General features: G+C 63.8%; 15 protein-coding genes. 7 read left to right on the forward strand and 8 right to left on the reverse strand.

The window, feature by feature from the left end; all coding sequences use genetic code 11:
- Positions 1-27 precede the first annotated feature (27 nt).
- Genes FB598_RS12115 through FB598_RS12140 form a run of 6 tightly spaced genes read left to right on the forward strand, consistent with a single transcriptional unit; the run spans position 28 to position 7,341 of the window.
- The gene (locus FB598_RS12115) at positions 28-1,791 is read left to right on the forward strand and encodes a methyl-accepting chemotaxis protein (RefSeq protein ID WP_221292400.1); all 1,764 of its coding nucleotides are present in this window, start codon (positions 28-30) and stop codon (positions 1,789-1,791) included.
- Positions 1,792-1,839: 48 nt separating this feature from the next.
- Entirely contained in the window at positions 1,840-3,417 is a 1,578-nt protein-coding gene (locus tag FB598_RS12120; RefSeq protein ID WP_141914436.1) for a methyl-accepting chemotaxis protein, read from the forward strand.
- A 27-nt stretch (positions 3,418-3,444) separates the two neighbouring features.
- Positions 3,445-4,035, forward strand: coding sequence for a chemotaxis protein CheW (locus FB598_RS12125; RefSeq protein ID WP_141914435.1), 591 nt, complete (start codon positions 3,445-3,447; stop codon positions 4,033-4,035).
- Between the two features lie 4 nt (positions 4,036-4,039).
- Positions 4,040-4,867: a protein-glutamate O-methyltransferase CheR gene (locus FB598_RS12130; RefSeq protein WP_141914434.1), complete on the forward strand. Its 828-nt coding sequence runs from the start codon at positions 4,040-4,042 to the stop codon at positions 4,865-4,867.
- Between the two features lie 58 nt (positions 4,868-4,925).
- The gene (locus tag FB598_RS12135) at positions 4,926-6,086 is read left to right on the forward strand and encodes a chemotaxis response regulator protein-glutamate methylesterase (RefSeq protein WP_141914433.1); all 1,161 of its coding nucleotides are present in this window, start codon (positions 4,926-4,928) and stop codon (positions 6,084-6,086) included.
- Positions 6,064-7,341, forward strand: coding sequence for an EAL domain-containing protein (locus tag FB598_RS12140; RefSeq protein WP_141914432.1), 1,278 nt, complete (start codon positions 6,064-6,066; stop codon positions 7,339-7,341). The genes FB598_RS12135 and FB598_RS12140 overlap by 23 nt, the downstream gene beginning before the upstream one ends.
- A gap of 21 nt (positions 7,342-7,362) precedes the next feature.
- Here the strand turns inward: FB598_RS12140 and folK are convergent, their stop codons facing one another.
- From folK to FB598_RS12165, 5 genes are all read right to left on the reverse strand, one after another.
- Complete coding sequence (gene folK / locus FB598_RS12145) at positions 7,363-7,848, reverse strand: 2-amino-4-hydroxy-6-hydroxymethyldihydropteridine diphosphokinase (protein WP_255464000.1); 486 nt, start codon at positions 7,846-7,848, stop codon at positions 7,363-7,365.
- Positions 7,849-7,855: 7 nt separating this feature from the next.
- Positions 7,856-9,388 carry a polynucleotide adenylyltransferase PcnB gene (pcnB, locus tag FB598_RS12150; protein ID WP_141914430.1) on the reverse strand — a complete coding sequence of 511 codons (1,533 nt, stop codon included), beginning with the start codon at positions 9,386-9,388 and terminating at the stop codon, positions 7,856-7,858.
- Positions 9,385-10,065, reverse strand: coding sequence for an HAD family phosphatase (locus tag FB598_RS12155; RefSeq protein ID WP_141914429.1), 681 nt, complete (start codon positions 10,063-10,065; stop codon positions 9,385-9,387). The genes pcnB and FB598_RS12155 overlap by 4 nt, the downstream gene beginning before the upstream one ends.
- Positions 10,062-10,769, reverse strand: a complete 708-nt coding sequence (gene hda / locus FB598_RS12160) for a DnaA regulatory inactivator Hda (protein ID WP_141914428.1) — start codon at positions 10,767-10,769, stop codon at positions 10,062-10,064. The genes FB598_RS12155 and hda overlap by 4 nt, the downstream gene beginning before the upstream one ends.
- A 204-nt stretch (positions 10,770-10,973) precedes the next feature.
- The gene (locus FB598_RS12165) at positions 10,974-12,056 is read right to left on the reverse strand and encodes an AI-2E family transporter (RefSeq protein WP_141914427.1); all 1,083 of its coding nucleotides are present in this window, start codon (positions 12,054-12,056) and stop codon (positions 10,974-10,976) included.
- A 102-nt stretch (positions 12,057-12,158) separates the two neighbouring features.
- Here FB598_RS12165 and purM point away from each other — a divergent pair, with 102 nt between their 5' ends.
- Complete coding sequence (gene purM, locus FB598_RS12170; RefSeq protein ID WP_141914426.1) at positions 12,159-13,202, forward strand: phosphoribosylformylglycinamidine cyclo-ligase; 1,044 nt, start codon at positions 12,159-12,161, stop codon at positions 13,200-13,202.
- 107 nt (positions 13,203-13,309) lie between these two features.
- Here purM and FB598_RS12175 read toward each other — a convergent pair whose 3' ends face one another.
- The 3 genes from FB598_RS12175 to FB598_RS12185 form a co-directional block, all read right to left on the reverse strand.
- Positions 13,310-14,188, reverse strand: a complete 879-nt coding sequence (locus FB598_RS12175; protein ID WP_141914425.1) for a peptidase — start codon at positions 14,186-14,188, stop codon at positions 13,310-13,312.
- 144 nt (positions 14,189-14,332) lie between these two features.
- Complete coding sequence (locus tag FB598_RS12180) at positions 14,333-15,325, reverse strand: alpha-E domain-containing protein (protein WP_141914424.1); 993 nt, start codon at positions 15,323-15,325, stop codon at positions 14,333-14,335.
- A 1-nt stretch (position 15,326) separates the two neighbouring features.
- Complete coding sequence (locus FB598_RS12185; protein ID WP_141914423.1) at positions 15,327-16,754, reverse strand: circularly permuted type 2 ATP-grasp protein; 1,428 nt, start codon at positions 16,752-16,754, stop codon at positions 15,327-15,329.
- Positions 16,755-16,979: the final 225 nt, after the last annotated feature.

Genomic DNA, 16,979 nt, shown 5'->3' on the forward strand with positions numbered 1-16,979 from the left:
ACCGTGCGAAACAAGATGACCCACCGAATGAGCATCAAACAGCTTTTTATCTGGCTGGCGGCGGTGCTGTCCATCCTGATGGCGGCCGTGATCGGCCTGATCGGCGCGCTCAGGGAAGCCAACATGGAGCTCGAGCGTGCGCATGAGGCGCGCTATTACTCGTCGGCGCTGGCCAACGAGCTGCGGCGAACCACCGAGGACATGACCAAGTTTGCGCGCGCCTACGTGACCACCGGCGATCCCAACGATGAGGAACGCTACTACATGATCATGGACATCCGCAACGGCAAGCGCGCGCGGCCCGACAATTACGACCGCTTCAACTGGGACCTGGTCAGTGCGCGCAAGCTGCAGGCCGATCCCGGCGCCAGGCCGATGCCATTGACCGAGTTGATGAAGCAATCCGGCTTCAGCGCGCAGGAGCTGGCCAAGATGCAGGAAGCCATCCAGCAGGCGGATCAGTTGTCCAGGATCGATGTCACCGCCTTCCATGCCGTCAAGGGAGAGTTCGACGACGGCGGCGGCAAGTTCACTGTGGTGGGCGCGCCCAACCAGGCGATGGCGCAGGAACTGGTGTTCGACCAGGCCTACCGTACCCTGTTCGGCAAAGTGATGGGGCCGATCAACGATTTCCTGCGGCTGGTCGACGAGCGCACCCGGGCCAATGTATCCAAGGCGCAGCAGGAGTACGCCAACCTTGGGCAGAAGATATTCTGGCTGTTGACGGCATCGGTGCTGTTGTCGTTCGGTTGCCTGTGGTTCGCCTACTACACGATCCGCTCGCAGATCGGCGGCGAGCCGCGCGACGCCATGGCCGTGTTGCGCCAGGTGGCGGAGGGCGATCTGACGGTGGCCGTTCCCCTGGGCAAGAAGGACAAGGTCAGCGTGCTGTACAGCACGCAGCAGATGATCCACAAATGGACCGGTGTGATCGGCGATGTCGGCGGCACCGCCAGCTCGCTGGCATCGGCGTCGGAGCAGATTTCCTCATCTTCCCAGGCGCTCTCCCACAGCGCTTCCCAACAGGCGTCCAATGTCGAGGAAACCAGCGCCTCGGTCGAGCAGATCACTTCCACCATCGCCCAGAACGCCCACAATGCGCGCACCACCGACGGCATTGCCAGCATGTCGGCCAGCGCCGCGACCGAAGGCGGCGAAGCGGTGCGCGAGACGGTGCTGGCCATGAAGCAGATCGCCAGCAAGATCGGCATCATCGACGACATCGCCTACCAGACCAACTTGCTGGCGCTCAATGCCGCCATCGAAGCGGCGCGCGCGGGAGAACACGGCAAGGGGTTCGCCGTGGTGGCGGCCGAAGTGCGCAAGCTGGCCGAACGGTCGCAGGCCGCGGCGCAGGAAATCATTGCCGTGGCCGAGCACAGCGTGGGCCTGGCGGAGAAGGCCGGCGGCCTGCTCAACCAGATGGTGCCGTCGATCCGCAAGACCGCCGACCTGGTCCAGGAGATCGCCGCCGCCTCGCAGGAACAATCGGCCGGGCTGGAGCAGATCAACAACGCCGTGCACCAGATGGCGCAGACCACGCAGATGACGGCATCGGCATCCGAGCAGCTGTCGGCGACGTCGGAAGAGATGAGCGCCCAGGCGATCCATCTGCAGGACCTGATGCGCTTTTTCCACGTGGGCGAACAGAAACGGGCGGCGCCGCATGCGGAAATCGCGGTCAACCAGAAGCCGGCCATCGGCGGGGACCTGCGCGCGCGCCGGGTATCGATGCTGGACGGCGCCGACCAGCAGCCGCCGATCGACGAATCATCATTCAAACGTTTTTGACATTGCGTGCAACGTCGCACCGTCGTTGCACCCGATAAGGGCTACATCATGAAACTTGCCAACAAACTTGCTCTGTTTTTCACCGCGGCGGCTTTGGTTACGCTGGCAGCCGGCATCCAGGGGGCCTACAACTTGTACAAGGTGAACAGCCTGCTGCAGGAGATCTATGTCTCCAACCTCAAGACGATCGTGAATCTAGACGGAGTCCGGAAAGGGACGCAGGACATTTACCTCAGCATGCTCATGGCGCAGAAGGCCGACAGCCCGGCCGAGGGGACGCGCATCGCCAATGAGCTGGAGTCGGCCGTGGCCGAAATGAACAAGTATTTCGACGATTACAAGGGAACCACGGTGCTTTCGTCGCTGGAGGGCGAGTTGCAACGGAAAATCGAGCCGGTGCTGCAAGAGTATGTGCGGACGGCCAGGGAGGCCAGCAAACAGATGCAGGAGGAACAGGCCGCCGCGGGAGCCGCCAATGCGTATGTGCAACTGCAGCGTGCGCGTTACGAGTTGGGATTGCTGATCCAGGAAAACGTGCGGCAGGCGGAAGGCAATAAGGCGCGCGCCGAAGAACTGGAGCGCAGCAACATGACCAGCGCGATCGGGAGTACCGTGCTGGCGGCGCTCATCGCGCTGCTCCTGGGCCTGTATACGCGCTACCTGTTTGCGCGCCAGATCGGCGGCGACCCGCGCGAGGCGATGGAGTCGCTCAGGCGCGCGGCTGCCGGCGACCTGACTACCCGTTTCAATGTTTCCCGCCTGGGTGGCGGCAGCATGCTCGACAGCGCGCAACAGATGGTGGACCGGCTCAACGGCGTGCTGCATGACGTCAGCCAGGCCATTTCCATGTTGGCCAGCGCCTCCGGCCAGCTGGCCGCCGCGGCCCAGCAGTTGAGCGACAACTCCTTGCGGCAGGCGAGCAACGCCGAAGAGACGGGATCCGTGGTGGAGGAAATCACCGCCACCGTCGGCCACAATACCGACAACGCCAACAAGACCAACGAGATCGCCGGGGAATCCGCGCGCACGGCAAAGGAAAGCGCGCAAGTGGTGCGCGACACCATCGATGCCATGCGGGCCATTGCGGGACAGATCGGCGTCATTGACGACATTGCCTACCAGACCAACCTGCTGGCGCTCAACGCCTCCATCGAAGCCGCGCGCGCCGGCGAGCATGGCCGGGGGTTCGGCGTGGTGGCGGGCGAGGTGCGCAAGCTGGCCGAACGCTCGCAAGCGGCGGCGCAGGAGATCGTCGGGGTCGCCAGGCGCAGCATGGAACTGGCCGAACGCGCCGGCGGCCTGCTCGACAACATGTTGCCGGCGATCCAGCGCACGGCCGATCTGGTCGACGACATTTCGTTCTCGGCGCGCGAACAGAATTCGGGCCTGGTGCAGATCAACGTGGCCATCGGGCAGATTTCCCAGGCTGCCCAGCTCAATGCGGCCGCCTCGGAAGAGCTGTCGGCGACATCGGAAGAGATGAGCGCCCAGGCGCAGAACCTGCGCGAACTGATGCGCTATTTTTCGCTGGGCGCGCGCCACGGCGCCGGCCATGCCGATGGCGCCCAGGCGTCCGGCAAGCCGCGTCTCGATTCCTCCCGCGCGCCGGCGCTGGAGGCCACATGAGTACCCGACTGGCAAGAGGAGATGAGCATGCCTAGCGTGTCGTTGAATGGCGCACCGGTCAAGAAAAGACATCCGGAAGAGGTGGTGGAGAGCCGCCAGTACCTGACGTTCCTGGTCGGCGCCGAAAGCTTCGCGATGCCCATCGGCAGCATTCGCGAAATCATCGAGTTCGGCGGCCTGACCGAAGTGCCGCTGATGCCGAGCTTCCTGCGCGGGGTGATCAATCTGCGCGGCTCGGTAGTGCCGGTGGTCGACCTGTCGGTGCGTTTCGGCCGCGCCCCGACCGAGATTGCCAAGCGCACCTGCATCATCATCATGGAGCTGGTGCAGGATGAGCAACAGCTGCTGCTGGGCGTGATGGTCGACGCGGTCAGCGCGGTGCTGAGCGTGCAGGAAGACCGCATCGAGATGCGGCCGTCTTTCGGCGCCGGCGTGCGGGCCGACTTCATCGAAGGCATGATCAACATCAACGAGCGTTTCCTGGTGGTGCTGGACGTGCAGAAGGTGCTTTCCGTGGATGAATTGTCCAGCCTGCTGGGCATGAGTTCAGACGACGTACTTGCAGGGGAAGAGCGTGACGAACGGGCCGGGCGGCAGCCAGAAATCCGGGAAGGCTGACGCCATGGACAGCGCCTTGGCGATGGCTCCGGAGGTCAGCGATTGCGACATGCTGCTGTTCCAGCAACTGTTCAAGCAGCATATCGGCCTGAACCTGCCCATCACGAAGAAGGCGTTGCTGCAAAGCCGCTTGAGCGGACGCATGCATGAACTGGGGCTAGCGCAGTTGAGCGATTACCATGCGCTCATTTCCGGCGCGCAGGGGAGCGAAGAGCGCCAGCGGGCGATCGACCTGATCACCACCAATGAAACCTATTTCTTCCGCGAACAGAGCCATTTCGATTTCCTCAGCGCCGAACTGCTCCCGGCCTGGTCCGGCATGAAAATGCTGCGCGCCTGGAGCGCGGCCAGCTCGACCGGCGAGGAAGCCTATACGCTGGCCATGCTGCTGGACCACCATCGTCCCGGCGGGTCGTGGTCGGTATTCGCTTCCGACATCAGCATGCGCGTGCTCGGTTTCGCGCGTCGGGCGCTGTACCCGATGGCGCGCGGCCAGAACATTCCGAAGGCTTATCTCAAACGTTATTGCCTGCGCGGGACCGGCGAATACGAGGGGCATTTCCTGGTGGATGGAGAGCTGCGCCGCAAGGTGGAGTTCGCCCAGCGCAACCTGATGGACCTGGATGCCTTCGACGACGGCAGCTTCGACCTGATTTTCCTGCGCAACGTGATCATTTATTTCGACTTCCCCACCAAGACCAAGGTGCTCAATGACGTGATCAGGCGCTTGCGGCCCGGCGGTTACCTGGTGGTCGGGCACTCCGAATCGCTGCATGGGATGCTGCTGGGGCTGGAGATGCATTCGCCGTCCATTTACAGGAAGCCGCAATGACCCCCCGCAGCACCGCCATTGCTGCGGCGCACGGCGGCGGGCGGCAAGGGAGACGGCTATGATCAGGGTCATGGTGGTGGATGACTCGTCGGTGGTGCGCCAGCTGATGCAGGAATTGCTCAGCGCCACCAGCGACATCCAGGTCGTGGCCACGGCATCCGACCCCATCTTTGCCATGCGCAAGATGCGGCAGGATTGGCCGGATGTGATCGTGCTCGATATCGAGATGCCGCGCATGGACGGTATCACCTTCCTGAAGCAGATCATGGCGCTGCGCCCGACGCCGGTGATCATCTGTTCGGCGCGCACCGACAGCAGCGCCGAGATCACCATGGAGGCGCTGGCCGCCGGCGCGGTCAGCATCATTTCCAAGCCGGCGCTGGGCGTGCGCAATTTTTTGCACGACGCTTTCGACGACCTGGCCAATGCCATCCGCGCCGCGGCCCAGGCGCATCTGGGGCATCCCGCCGCGCAACCTGCCCAGCCTGCGCCGGCAACGGCGGCGGCCGTGGAAATCCGCAGGCCCAAGACGCCGCCTCGGGAAATGTTGCATGGCAAGGACTGGGACGGCGATCTGCAGAAATACAGCGCCGACGTGGTGCTCGATGCCCCGAGAGGGGGCGATGCGGCGTGTCCGGAGACGGCCAGGATCGTCGCCATCGGCGCCTCGACCGGCGGACCGCAAGCGCTGGAGCTGGTGCTGGGCGGGCTGTCGCAACACTGTCCGGGAGTGGTGGTGGTGCAGCACATGCCGGAGCGGTTCACGCATAGTTTTGCCGAGCGTCTGCACAAGATTTCGCAAGTCGATGTCAAGGAGGCCGTGCACCTGGATATGGTGATGCCGGGCCGCGTCCTGATCGCGCCGGGCGGCATGCATCTGGTAGTAAAGCGGGATGGCGTGCAGTACTATGTAGAAGTCATCAACGGCCCTCTCGTGAGCCGGCACAAGCCCTCGGTGGATGTGCTGTTCCGCTCGATGGCGAAGGCTGCCGGCAGCAACGGGGTCGGCATCATCATGACCGGCATGGGCGACGACGGCGCCCGCGGCATGAAGGAAATGGCCGATCGCGGCGCGAATACCTACGCCCAGGACGAACGCAGCAGCGTCGTCTTCGGCATGCCAAAAGAAGCAATACAGCTGGGTGGCGTCCACGATGTCATCTCCCTCGAAAACATCTCTGCCGTGATTGAACAATATGGCCTCCGAGAACTTAAGTGACCTGATCGAGTCGGCGCTGGTGGTCGACGACAGCGCGCTGCAGCGCCAGCATACCGTCGGCCTGCTGCAGGAACTGGGAATAGACATGATCTACGAGGCCGGCAACGGCAACGAGGCGCTGGACTTGCTGGCCTTGTTGAAGCTGCCGCCGGGGGTGGCCGTGATCGACCTTGAGATGCCGGGCATGGATGGCATCGAACTGATCCAGCAACTGCAGCAGAAGGGCGTGAACATGCCGCTCATCGTCGCCTCCAGCCGCGAGGCTGCGTTGCTGCAGTCGGTGGAGACCATGATCCAGGCGCTTGGCATGCATGTCCTCGGCGCGCTGCAAAAGCCGCTGAGCAACGAGAAGCTGGCGGCCGCGCTGCACACCTTCACGCCGTTGCACAGCAATGCGCGGCAGCATGCCGACCCCGGCCCGTCGATGTGCGAGGCCGACCTGGCGGCGGCCATCGCCAATGGCCAGATCGTTCCCTACTACCAGCCCAAGGTCGACGTGCAGACCGGGATCCTGAAAGGCGTCGAAGCGCTGGCGCGCTGGATCCATCCCGAGCGCGGCATGATCCCGCCGGACCGTTTCATCCCGCTGGCTGAAAACTGCGGCCTGATCCATGACCTCACCATCAGCATGATGGACCAGGCCACCGCGCAGGCGGCGGTCTGGCACAGCCGCGGGCTGGCGATCAAGGTGGCGGTGAACCTGTCGCCGCTGTCGCTGGAGCAGCCCGATTTCATGCAGCGGATCATGGGGCTGGTGGAGCGCCATGCGCTGCCGGCCGACCGCGTGGTGCTGGAAATTACCGAAGGTTCGGTGGTGGCGCACAAGGGCAATTCGCTGGGCATGCTGGCGCGCTTGCGGCTCAAAGGTTTTGGCCTGTCGATCGACGATTACGGCACCGGCTTTTCTTCGATGCAGCAGTTGGCGCGCATCCCGTTTACCGAGTTGAAGATCGACCGTTCCTTCGTGCATGGCGCGCATGAACGCAAGAACCTGCGCGTGATCTTGCAGTCCGCATTGGACATGGCGCGGCGCCTGGAGCTGGTGACGGTGGCCGAAGGCATCGAGAACATGGAGGACTGGCGCCTGCTGCAGGACTTCGGCTGCAATATCGGGCAAGGCTATCTGATCGCCAAGCCCATACAGGCCAATGAGCTGCCCTTGTGGCTCAAGGGGCACCATCGCCGCCTGCCGGAATTGCGACCCTTGCCGCGCGAGGGCGAAGCGCCCGGCAACGCGCAGGACGGCGCTGCCTGACGGGCGCGCTTTTGCGCAGCCTCAGAGCTTGCTGACGGGTTGGTTGGCGATGCCGGCAAGGCAGGCCTGGGCCGCGCCCACGCCGGGGATCGCGATGGCGGGATCGATTTCCAGCAGCGGCGCCAGAACGAAGGCGCGTTGCGCCATGCGCGGATGCGGCACGGTCAATTCGTCGCCGCCGATGATGCGGTCGCCATACAACAACACATCCAGATCGAGCGTGCGCGGCGCGTTGCGGTAGGGGCGCTCGCGGCCGTGTTCCAGCTCGATCTTCTGCAGCGCGTGCAGCAGCTCGAGCGGGGCCAGCGAGGTGGCAAGCTGCGCGACGGCGTTGATGTAGTCGTCGCCGCCGGCGTCGACCGGCGCCGTGCGATAGAGCGACGACGTGCGCAGCAACTGCGATTGCGGCAAGGCGGCCAGCCGCCTGATCGCCTCTTCGACCGTGCCGCGGGCATCGCCGAGATTGCCGCCGATGCCGATGTAGGCGATGGCTTGCTGCGCTTGCATTGATGCGTCAGTCGTTGTCGCCGGCGGGCGCGGCGTCGGCGCCGCCCGATGCGCCGCTGCGACTGCGGCTGCGACGACGGCGCCTGGGGGCCTGGGCGCTGCCGGCATCGGCGCTTTCCGGTGCGGCGGGGGCCGTCTTTTCAGGCGCCGGCGCCGCTTCCGCCGCGGTATCGTTGTCCGCTTCTCCTTGCGCGGCATCCTTTGAGCGGCTGCGGCCGCCGCGGCGCTTGCGTTTCTTGGGCGCGGGGCCGGAAGCGGTATCGGCTGGCTTGCGGGCGATCAGTTCTTCGCGCTCGGCGCCGCTGCCGCCGATGAAGGCGCTCCACCATTCGCCCAGCTCGGCGTCGAGCTCGCCCGATGCGCAACGCAGCATCAGGAAGTCGTAGCCGGCGCGCAGGCGCAGGTGCTCCAGCAGCTTGTAGGGCGCCTTGCCGACGCGGCGTTCGAAGCGCGGCTGCATGGCCCAGATGTCGCGCATGTCGGAGGCGATCTTGCGCTGCAGGGCCAGCTTTTCGGTCTGGGCATCGAGCACGTCGTCGGCGGCCAGGTGCAGCGCGGGGATCGGATATTCGCCGGCGGCCTGGTAGGCGCGCCATTTCTCCAGCACCTGGTGCCACAGCAGCGAGGCGAACAGGAAACCGGGCGACACCGGCTTGCCTTCTTTGACGCGGGCGTCGGTATTGGCCAGCGCCAGCGTCACGAACTTCTCTCCCAGCGGTTGTTCCAGCACCACGTCCAGCAGCGGCAACAACCCGTGGTGCAGGCCTTCCTTGCGCAGCTGCTGCAGGCAGGCCAGGGCGTGTCCGCTCATGAGCAGCTTGAGCATCTCGTCGAACACGCGCGCGGCCGGCACGTTGTCGATCAGCGGCGCCATCACGCGGATGGGTGCGCTGCTGGCGGGGGCGATGGTGAACTTGAGCTTGGCGGCGAAGCGCACCACGCGCAGCATGCGCACCGGGTCTTCGCGGTAGCGCGCTTCGGGCTCGCCGATGATGCGCAGCTTCCTGGCGCGGATGTCGGCGATGCCGCCGTGGTAATCCAGCACCGTCTGCGTGGCCGGATCGTAGTACATGGCGTTGATGGTGAAGTCGCGCCGCACCGCGTCCTCATGCTGTTCGCCGAAGGTGTTGTCGCGCAGCACGCGGCCGTGTTCGTCCTTGGGCGAGTTGTCGGCCGAGGCGCCGCGGAAGGTGGTGACTTCGATCAGTTCCTGGCCGAACATCACGTGCACGATCTGGAAGCGGCGGCCGATGATGAAGGCGCGGCGGAACAATTGCTTGACCTGTTCCGGAGTGGCGTTGGTGGCGACGTCGAAATCCTTGGGCTTGACCGACAGCAGCAGGTCACGCACCGCGCCGCCGACGATGAAAGCCTTGAAGCCGGCTTCCTGCAGCGTCTGGGTCACGCGCACCGCGTTGGGCGACACCAGCGAAGGATCGATGCCGTGCTGTTTGGGGCCGAGCACGTCCGGTTCGGTGGCGTCGGAGGCGGCGCCTTTCTTGCCCTTGCCCAGGATCGAGCGAATCAGTTTCTTGATCATTGCGCGTGGCCGTCGAAGAGATTGATCACCGGCCAGCCGCGCGCCTGGGCATGCGCCAGCAGCTTGGCGTTGGGGTTGGTGGCCACCGGATCGGTCACGCGTTCGAGCAGCGGGATGTCGTTTTGCGAGTCGCTGTAGAAGTAGCTGCGCTCGAACTTGGCCAGCGTGTGTCCGAGCCGGTCCAGCCAGGCTTCGGTGTGGACGATCTTGCCGGGACCGTAGGTCGGCGTGCCGCGCAGCTTGCCGGTGATGTTGCCGAGTTCGTCCAGCTCCGGCAGGGCGGCGATCAGGTGTTGCACGCCGAAGTGCGAGGCGATGGGCTCGGTCACGAAGTGGTTGGTGGCGGTGACGATGGCGACCAGGTCGCCGGCGTCCAGGTGTTTCTTCACCAGCGCCAGCGCCTGCGGCAGGATCGCCGGCTGGATCACTTCAGCCATGAACTGGCGATGCATCTCGTCCAGTTGCGCGCGCGGGAACCTGGCGAGGATGCCGAAGGCGAACTCCAGGTACTTGACCGGGTCCAGCGTGCCCGCCTGGTATTGGGCGAACCATTGGTCGTTGGCCTGCCTGAAGCTGGCGGCATCGACGGCGCCGGTGCGGGCCAGGAACTCGCCCCACTCGTGGTCGGAGTCGAGCGGAAGCAGCGTGTGGTCGAGGTCGAATAAGGCAAGGTTCATTGTTGTTCGGTTTCCTGTTGTAACAGATCGCGCAGCAGTGGCAGCGTAATGGCGCGCTTGGTCGCCAGCGAGTAGCGGTCCAGCGCATCGAGCATGCGCGACAGCGAAGGCATGTCGCGCCGGTAATGGGTCAGCAGGTAGGGCAGCATGCCGGGCGGCAGTTCCAGCCCGCGGCCTTGCGCGGCCTGCGCGAGGGCGGCGATTTTCTCGTCGTCCGACAGGCCGTGCACTTGGTAGATCAGGCCCCAGCCCAGGCGCGTGCGCAGGTCTTCGCGCAGTTCCAATTGGGTCGGCGGCAGCGCGCCGGTCGAGACCAGCCAGCCGCCTTGTTCGCGGATCTGGTTGAACAGGTTGAAGGCGGCGATCTGGGCTGGCGGACCGAGCTGGTCGGCGTCGTCGATCAGGTAGTGCGCGACCTGCGGGCTGTACTCGAAGGCCGATTCCGGCGCATCGGCGGCGATCAGGCGCGCTTGATCGCCGGCCTGGTGCGCGATGGCATGCAGCAGGTGGCTCTTGCCGGCGCCGGCTTCGGCCCAGAGGTAGAGGAAGCGGTCGGTGCTGGCGCTGGCGGTGTGGGCGGACTTGTCCGCGCCGGCCGTGGCGAGTTGCTGCAAGCGCTGCAGCAGTTCTTCATTGCGGCCAGTAACGAAAGTATCGAAGCTTTGCGGCTGGTCCGCGCTTAAATCGAGCGGAATCTGTTTCATCGGAATGTGTTATGTCCTATTCCAGCCCCGGAAACGGGCCGGATACAAGGCACGACGACATGCCGCAGCGGCGCTGCGGCAAGGAGAAATAAGGCGGCGGGCGGCCCGTTTCCGGGGCCGCCCGAAGGATTTCGGATGAGCGTGCGCCTTGCGCGGCATTGCTTCTCATTCGGACGCTGGGGCTGGAATAGGACATGGCGCACGTCAGTGGTTGTAAAAATTGCTGGCCAGATAGGCGCGCCGCACGTGCATGGCGATCACCGAGACGATGGCCGATGCCGGCAGCGCCAGCAGCACGCCCACGAAACCGAACAACTGGCCGAACGCCAGCAGCGCGAAGATCACGACCAGCGGATGCAGGCCGATGCGTTCGCCGACCAGCTTGGGCGTGAGGATAAAGCTTTCCAGCACCTGCCCGATGCCATAGATCAGCGCCACCCACAGCAAGCCCACGGCGCCGTCGAATTGCAGGATGGCGGCCAGGATCGCCAGCACCAGGCCCATGCCGAAGCCGACGTAGGGAATGAACACCAGCAGGCCGGTCAGCACGCCGACCGGCAGGGCGCTGTCGAAGCCGGCGACCGTGAGCGCCACCGAATAATAGACCGCCAGCGTCAGCATCACCAGCAACTGGCCGCGCAGGTACTGGCCCAGCAGGTCGTTGACTTCGGTCGCCATGAGGTTGATGCGCGGCGCCCAGCGGCGCGGGATCATGCTCTGCACGCGCTTGATGAAGGGATGCCAGTCCTGCAGCAGGTAGAACAGCACCATCGGCACAAACAGCAGATTGGCGGCCCAGGCCAGCAGCGCCGTGCCGCCCGCGCGCGCCGAGGCCAGCACGGAGGTCCACATTTCATCGCTGCTGGTGCTGATCTGCTGGGTCAGCAAGGCCTTGATGCCGGCCAGATCCAGGCGCACGTCGATGCCCAATAGGTGCAGGCGCGGCGACACGATGGCGTTGAGCTTGTCCAGCAACGGCGGTATTTGCGCCTGCAATTGCGGGATCTGGCGCAGCAGCAGCGGCACGACGATCAGCACCAGCGCCAACACGGCCAATATCAGCAGCAAAATCATGATGGTCACGGCCACGAAGCGCGGCACCCGCAGCGGGCCGATGCGGCGGCTGGCGATCCAGTCCACGCCCGGATTGAGCGCGTAGCCGATGATGCCGGCGGCGATGAATGGCGACAGCATGGGGCCGAGCGCGGCCAGCAGGGCCAGCAGCAGGATTCCGACGATCAGCCACACCAGATTTTGTTTTTGCTCTTCGGATAAAGAAAAAGGCATGGAATCGGGGTTTGGGGGTGTCGGTTTTGTTAAAATCACGGTTTAGCGGGGTTTATCAACCCCGGATTTCCTTATTTTACCGTCTTCACTGGCAATATCATCATGACTTCATCATCCAATGTCTCCCTTTCCTACCGCGACGCCGGCGTCGACATCGATGCCGGCGACGCCCTGGTGGAGGCAATCAAGCCTTTTGCCAAGCGCACCACCCGCGAAGGCGTGCTGGGAGGCATTGGCGGTTTCGGCGCCCTGTTCGAGATCAGCAAGAAATACAAGGAACCGGTGCTGGTGTCCGGCACCGACGGCGTGGGCACCAAGCTGAAGCTGGCGTTCTATCTTAACAGGCACGATACGGTCGGTATCGACCTGGTCGCCATGAGCGTCAACGACATCCTGGTGCAGGGCGCCGAGCCGCTGTTCTTCCTCGATTACTTTGCCTGCGGCAAGCTGGACGTGGCTTCGGCCACCGATGTCATCAAGGGCATCGCCGCCGGCTGCGAACAGGCCGGCTGCGCCCTGATCGGCGGCGAAACCGCCGAAATGCCCAGCATGTACCCCGATGGCGAGTACGACCTGGCCGGTTTCGCGGTCGGCGCGGTGGAAAAGTCCAAGATCATCGACGGCACCAAGATCGCACCGGGCGACGTAGTGCTGGGCCTGGCCTCGTCGGGCGCGCATTCCAACGGCTACTCGCTGGTGCGCAAGATCCTGGAAGTGGCCAAGCCCGACCTGAACGCCGATTTCCACGGCCGCAAGCTGGCCGACGTGCTGATGGCGCCGACCCGCATCTATGTCAAGCCGCTGCTGTCGCTGATGGAGAAGCTGGAAGTCAAGGGCATGGTCCACATCACCGGCGGCGGCCTGGTGGAAAACATTCCGCGCGTGCTGCAGGACAACCTGACCGCGGAACTGGACGCCAAGTCCTGGACCATGCCGCCGCTGTTTTCCTGGCTGCAGCAGCACGGCGGCGTGGCCGATGCCGAGATGCACCGCGTCTTCAACTGCGGCATCGGCATGACCGTGATCGTCTCCAGGGAAAACGCGGACGCCGCCGAAGCGCACCTGAAGGCGGCCGGCGAGACCGTGTTCCGCATCGGCCATATTCGCGCCCGCGCCGAAGGCGAAGCGCAGACGATTGTTGTCTGAAAGAAATTTTCCCTCCCTGGCTTTCCAGCGGAGGGAAAAAGATAAAAAAATGGCTGCGATAGCGATATCGCAGCCATTTTTATTTCCAGAAGGAAATTTTCTGGAATTTAATGGGCCTGTTCCTTATTGCCGTCCTGATGCGCCAGGATCTGGCGCGGCACGGTCGAGGCATTGCGCGCGACATTGGGCGGCGGCGGCACCCGCACCGGTTCGCTGTGGTCGGCGGAGGAAGACAGCACATTGAGCGTGGCTTCGGGCGCGGCATCCCAGACCGGATCGTCGATGGCTTCGAACACGCGCTTCAGTTGCGCGCCCCAGCTGCGGCGGATCATCTGGAAATACTGGTTGTGCTCGTCGATCGTCACGAAACGGCTCACGGCCAGCTCGTCGCTGTTGTAGAGCAGCAGGTCCAGCGGCAGGCCGACCGAGATATTCGACTTCAGCGTCGAGTCCATGGAAATCAGGGCGCACTTGGCGGCCTCGTCCAGCGTGGTCGAAGGCGTGACCACGCGGTCGATGATGGGCTTGCCGTATTTGGCTTCGCCGATCTGGAAATAGGTGTTCTCGTCGTGCGACTCGATGAAGTTGCCGGCCGAATACATCTGGAACAGGCGGCAACGTTCGCCCTTGATCTGGCCGCCGAAGATGATGGAAACGTTGAAGTCGATGCCGAACTTGCCCAGTTCGCCGGCTTCGCGCTCATGCACCGCGCGGATGGCGTCGCCCAGGATCTGGGCCGCCTCGTACATGGAGGTGGCGGTCCAGATGCTGCGCCCCTCGGCGTTGGTGCGCTCGCCCAGCATCTGGCGGATCGACTGCGAAATCGAGAGATTTCCTGCGGTCATCAGGACCATGACGCGATCGCCCGGATTCTCGTAAACACTCATTTTGCGGAAAGTGCCGATATGGTCGACCCCCGCATTGGTTCGCGAATCGGAGAGGAATACCAGGCCGCTGTTCAGGCGCATGGCAACGCAATAGGTCATGATGTGATCTGAAAATGTAAAAACCGGATTTTACAGGAAGCCTTGTCCACCCAAGTCGCGGACAAGGGCTTCTTGTCGCCGTGTGCCTACAGTAACGGCGCAATTCAGAATTTTCTTAGGTAATGGCGTTGGTTTTTTGAATATTCATGCTGCCAAAGGAACAAGAAAATCCCGGCTGATCCGGTTGCCCAGCTCGAAGATGCGCTCCAGGAATACCGTCAGGTAATCGTGCAGCCCGGCATCGAGCACTTCCTCGATGCGCGCGAACTTGAGGTCGGCGTGCAGCTTGCCGGCGAAGCGTTCGGTGTCGGACGAGACGTCGTTGTGCACGTTCTTCAGGTTGGACAGCACATGGCCCATGCAGGCCAGCAGCGAGCGCGGCATGTCGGCGCGCAGGATCAGCAGTTCGGCTACCCGCTCGGGCGTGATGACGTCGCGGTAGACCTTGCGGTAGATCTCGAAACCGGACACCGAGCGCAGGATCGCGGCCCAGTAGTAGAAGTCGATCTGGCCGTCGCCTTTCTCTCCGGATTGCGACTGCGATTGCGATTGGCCGTTGTGCTTTTGCGACTGGCTTTCCTTGGCGCCGTGGAACTTGACGTCGATGATGCGCGCCGTGTTGTCGGCGCGCTCCAGGAAGGTGCCCAGGCGGATGAAGTGGAACGCCTCGTCCTTGAGCATGGTGCCGATGGTGACGCCGCGCGAGAGGTGCGAGCGGTGCTTGACCCATTCGAAGAAATCGCTCGGGTTCTGCTCCAGCGCGTTGGTCTGCAGGTAGGACTGCATCTTGATCCAGGTGGCGTTCTGGATTTCCCAGGCTTCGGTGGTCAGCGCGCCGCGCACCGCGCGCGCGTTCTCGCGCGCCTGGCGCAGGCAGGAGGCGATCGACGAAGGGTTGTTCGGATCGCGCACCATGAAGTCGATCACATCCCTTTGCGTGAGCTGGTCGTACTTCTGGTTGTAGCCGTACAGCAGCTCGGAAATGCCGAGGACGGCGCGCCAGCCTTGCTCGGCGTCATCGGTCGATTGCGGCAGCAGCGCGGTCTGCACATGCACGTCGAGCATGCGCGCGGTGTTTTCGGCGCGCTCGGTGTAGCGGGCCATCCAGAACAGGTGATCGGCGGTACGGCTGAGCATCTTATTTCTCCAGAATCCAGGTGTCCTTGGTGCCGCCGCCCTGCGACGAGTTCACCACCAGCGAGCCTTCCTTGAGCGCTACGCGCGTCAGGCCGCCCTTGACCATCGTCACGTTCTTGCCGGACAGCACGAACGGGCGCAGGTCGAGGTGGCGCGGCGCGATGCCGGCCTCGACATAGGTCGGGCAGACCGACAGCGCCAGCGTGGGCTGGGCGATGTAGCCGTCGGGTTTGGCGATGACGCGGGCGCGGAAATCCTCGATTTCCTGCTTGGTCGAGGCCGGGCCGACCAGCATGCCGTAGCCGCCGGCGCCGTGCACTTCCTTGACCACCAGCTTCCCGAGGTTGGCCAGCGTGTAGTCGAGGTCTTCCTTCTTGCGGCACTGGTAGGTCGGCACGTTGTTGAGGATGGGTTCTTCCGAGAGATAGAAGCGCACCATGTCCGGCACATACGGATAGATCGACTTGTCGTCGGCCACGCCGGTGCCGATGGCGTTGGTCAGCGTCACCTTGCCGGCGCGGTAGGCCTGCAGCAGGCCCGGCACGCCCAGCGCGGAATCGGGACGGAACGCCAGCGGATCGAGGAAGTCGTCGTCGATGCGGCGGTAGATCACGTCGACCCGCCTGGGGCCGCGCGTGGTGCGCATGTAGACCACGTTGTCCTTGACGAACAGGTCCTGGCCCTCGACCAGCTCCACGCCCATCTGCTGGGCCAGGAAGGCATGTTCGAAATAGGCCGAGTTGTACATGCCCGGGGTCATCACCACCACCACCGGATCGGTCACGCCGGCCGGCGCCACCGAGCGCAGGTTGTCCAGCAGCAGGTCGGGGTAATGGTCGACCGGGGCGATCTTGTGGCGCGTGAACAGGTCGGGGAACAGCCGCATCATCATCTTGCGGTTCTCCAGCATGTACGACACGCCGGAGGGCACGCGCAGGTTGTCTTCGAGCACGTAGAACTCGCCCTCGCCGGCGCGCACGATATCGACGCCGGCGATGTGCGCGTAGATGTCGTTGACCACGTTCACGTCCTGCATCTCGCGGCGGTACTGCGCGTTCTGGAAGATCTGCTCGGGCGGAATGATGCCGGCCTTGACGATCTTCTGCTCGTGGTAGATGTCGTGGATGAACATGTTGAGCGTCTTGACGCGCTGCACGAGGCCGGCTTCCAGCTTGGCCCATTCGGCCTTGTGGATGATGCGCGGGATGATGTCGAAGGGGATCAGCCGCTCGGTGCCGGCGTCGTTGCCGTAGACCGCGAAGGTGATGCCGACGCGGCGGAAGATCAGGTCGGACTCGGCACGTTTGCGGGCGATGGTTTCAGCCGACTGCGCCGCCAGCCAGTGGGCGAATTCGGCGTAGTGCTGGCGCACTTGCGGGTTGTCGCTTGCGACGCTCCCCGAATACATCTCATCGAAAAAATGTGCCATAAATTTGATTCGTTTTCCTGGTGTGGACAGGAACTTTTCTAAGTTGAATGTGACGACAAACGAGACGTGGAGATCTTCTGCAAAGGCGCGCGCTTGCTAGCGTGTGCCGGATAAGCCTATCAGAGGCATATGTTTTTGGACAGTGGAAAGTTTCATGGTTTCGATCTTTGCTCCCGATCCGTTTTTCCTTCTTGCACACGTTCGAAAAATCCCGCAAAAGCATGC

The organism is Herbaspirillum sp. SJZ106 (assembly GCF_006715495.1).
Taxonomy (GTDB): domain Bacteria; phylum Pseudomonadota; class Gammaproteobacteria; order Burkholderiales; family Burkholderiaceae_D; genus Herbaspirillum.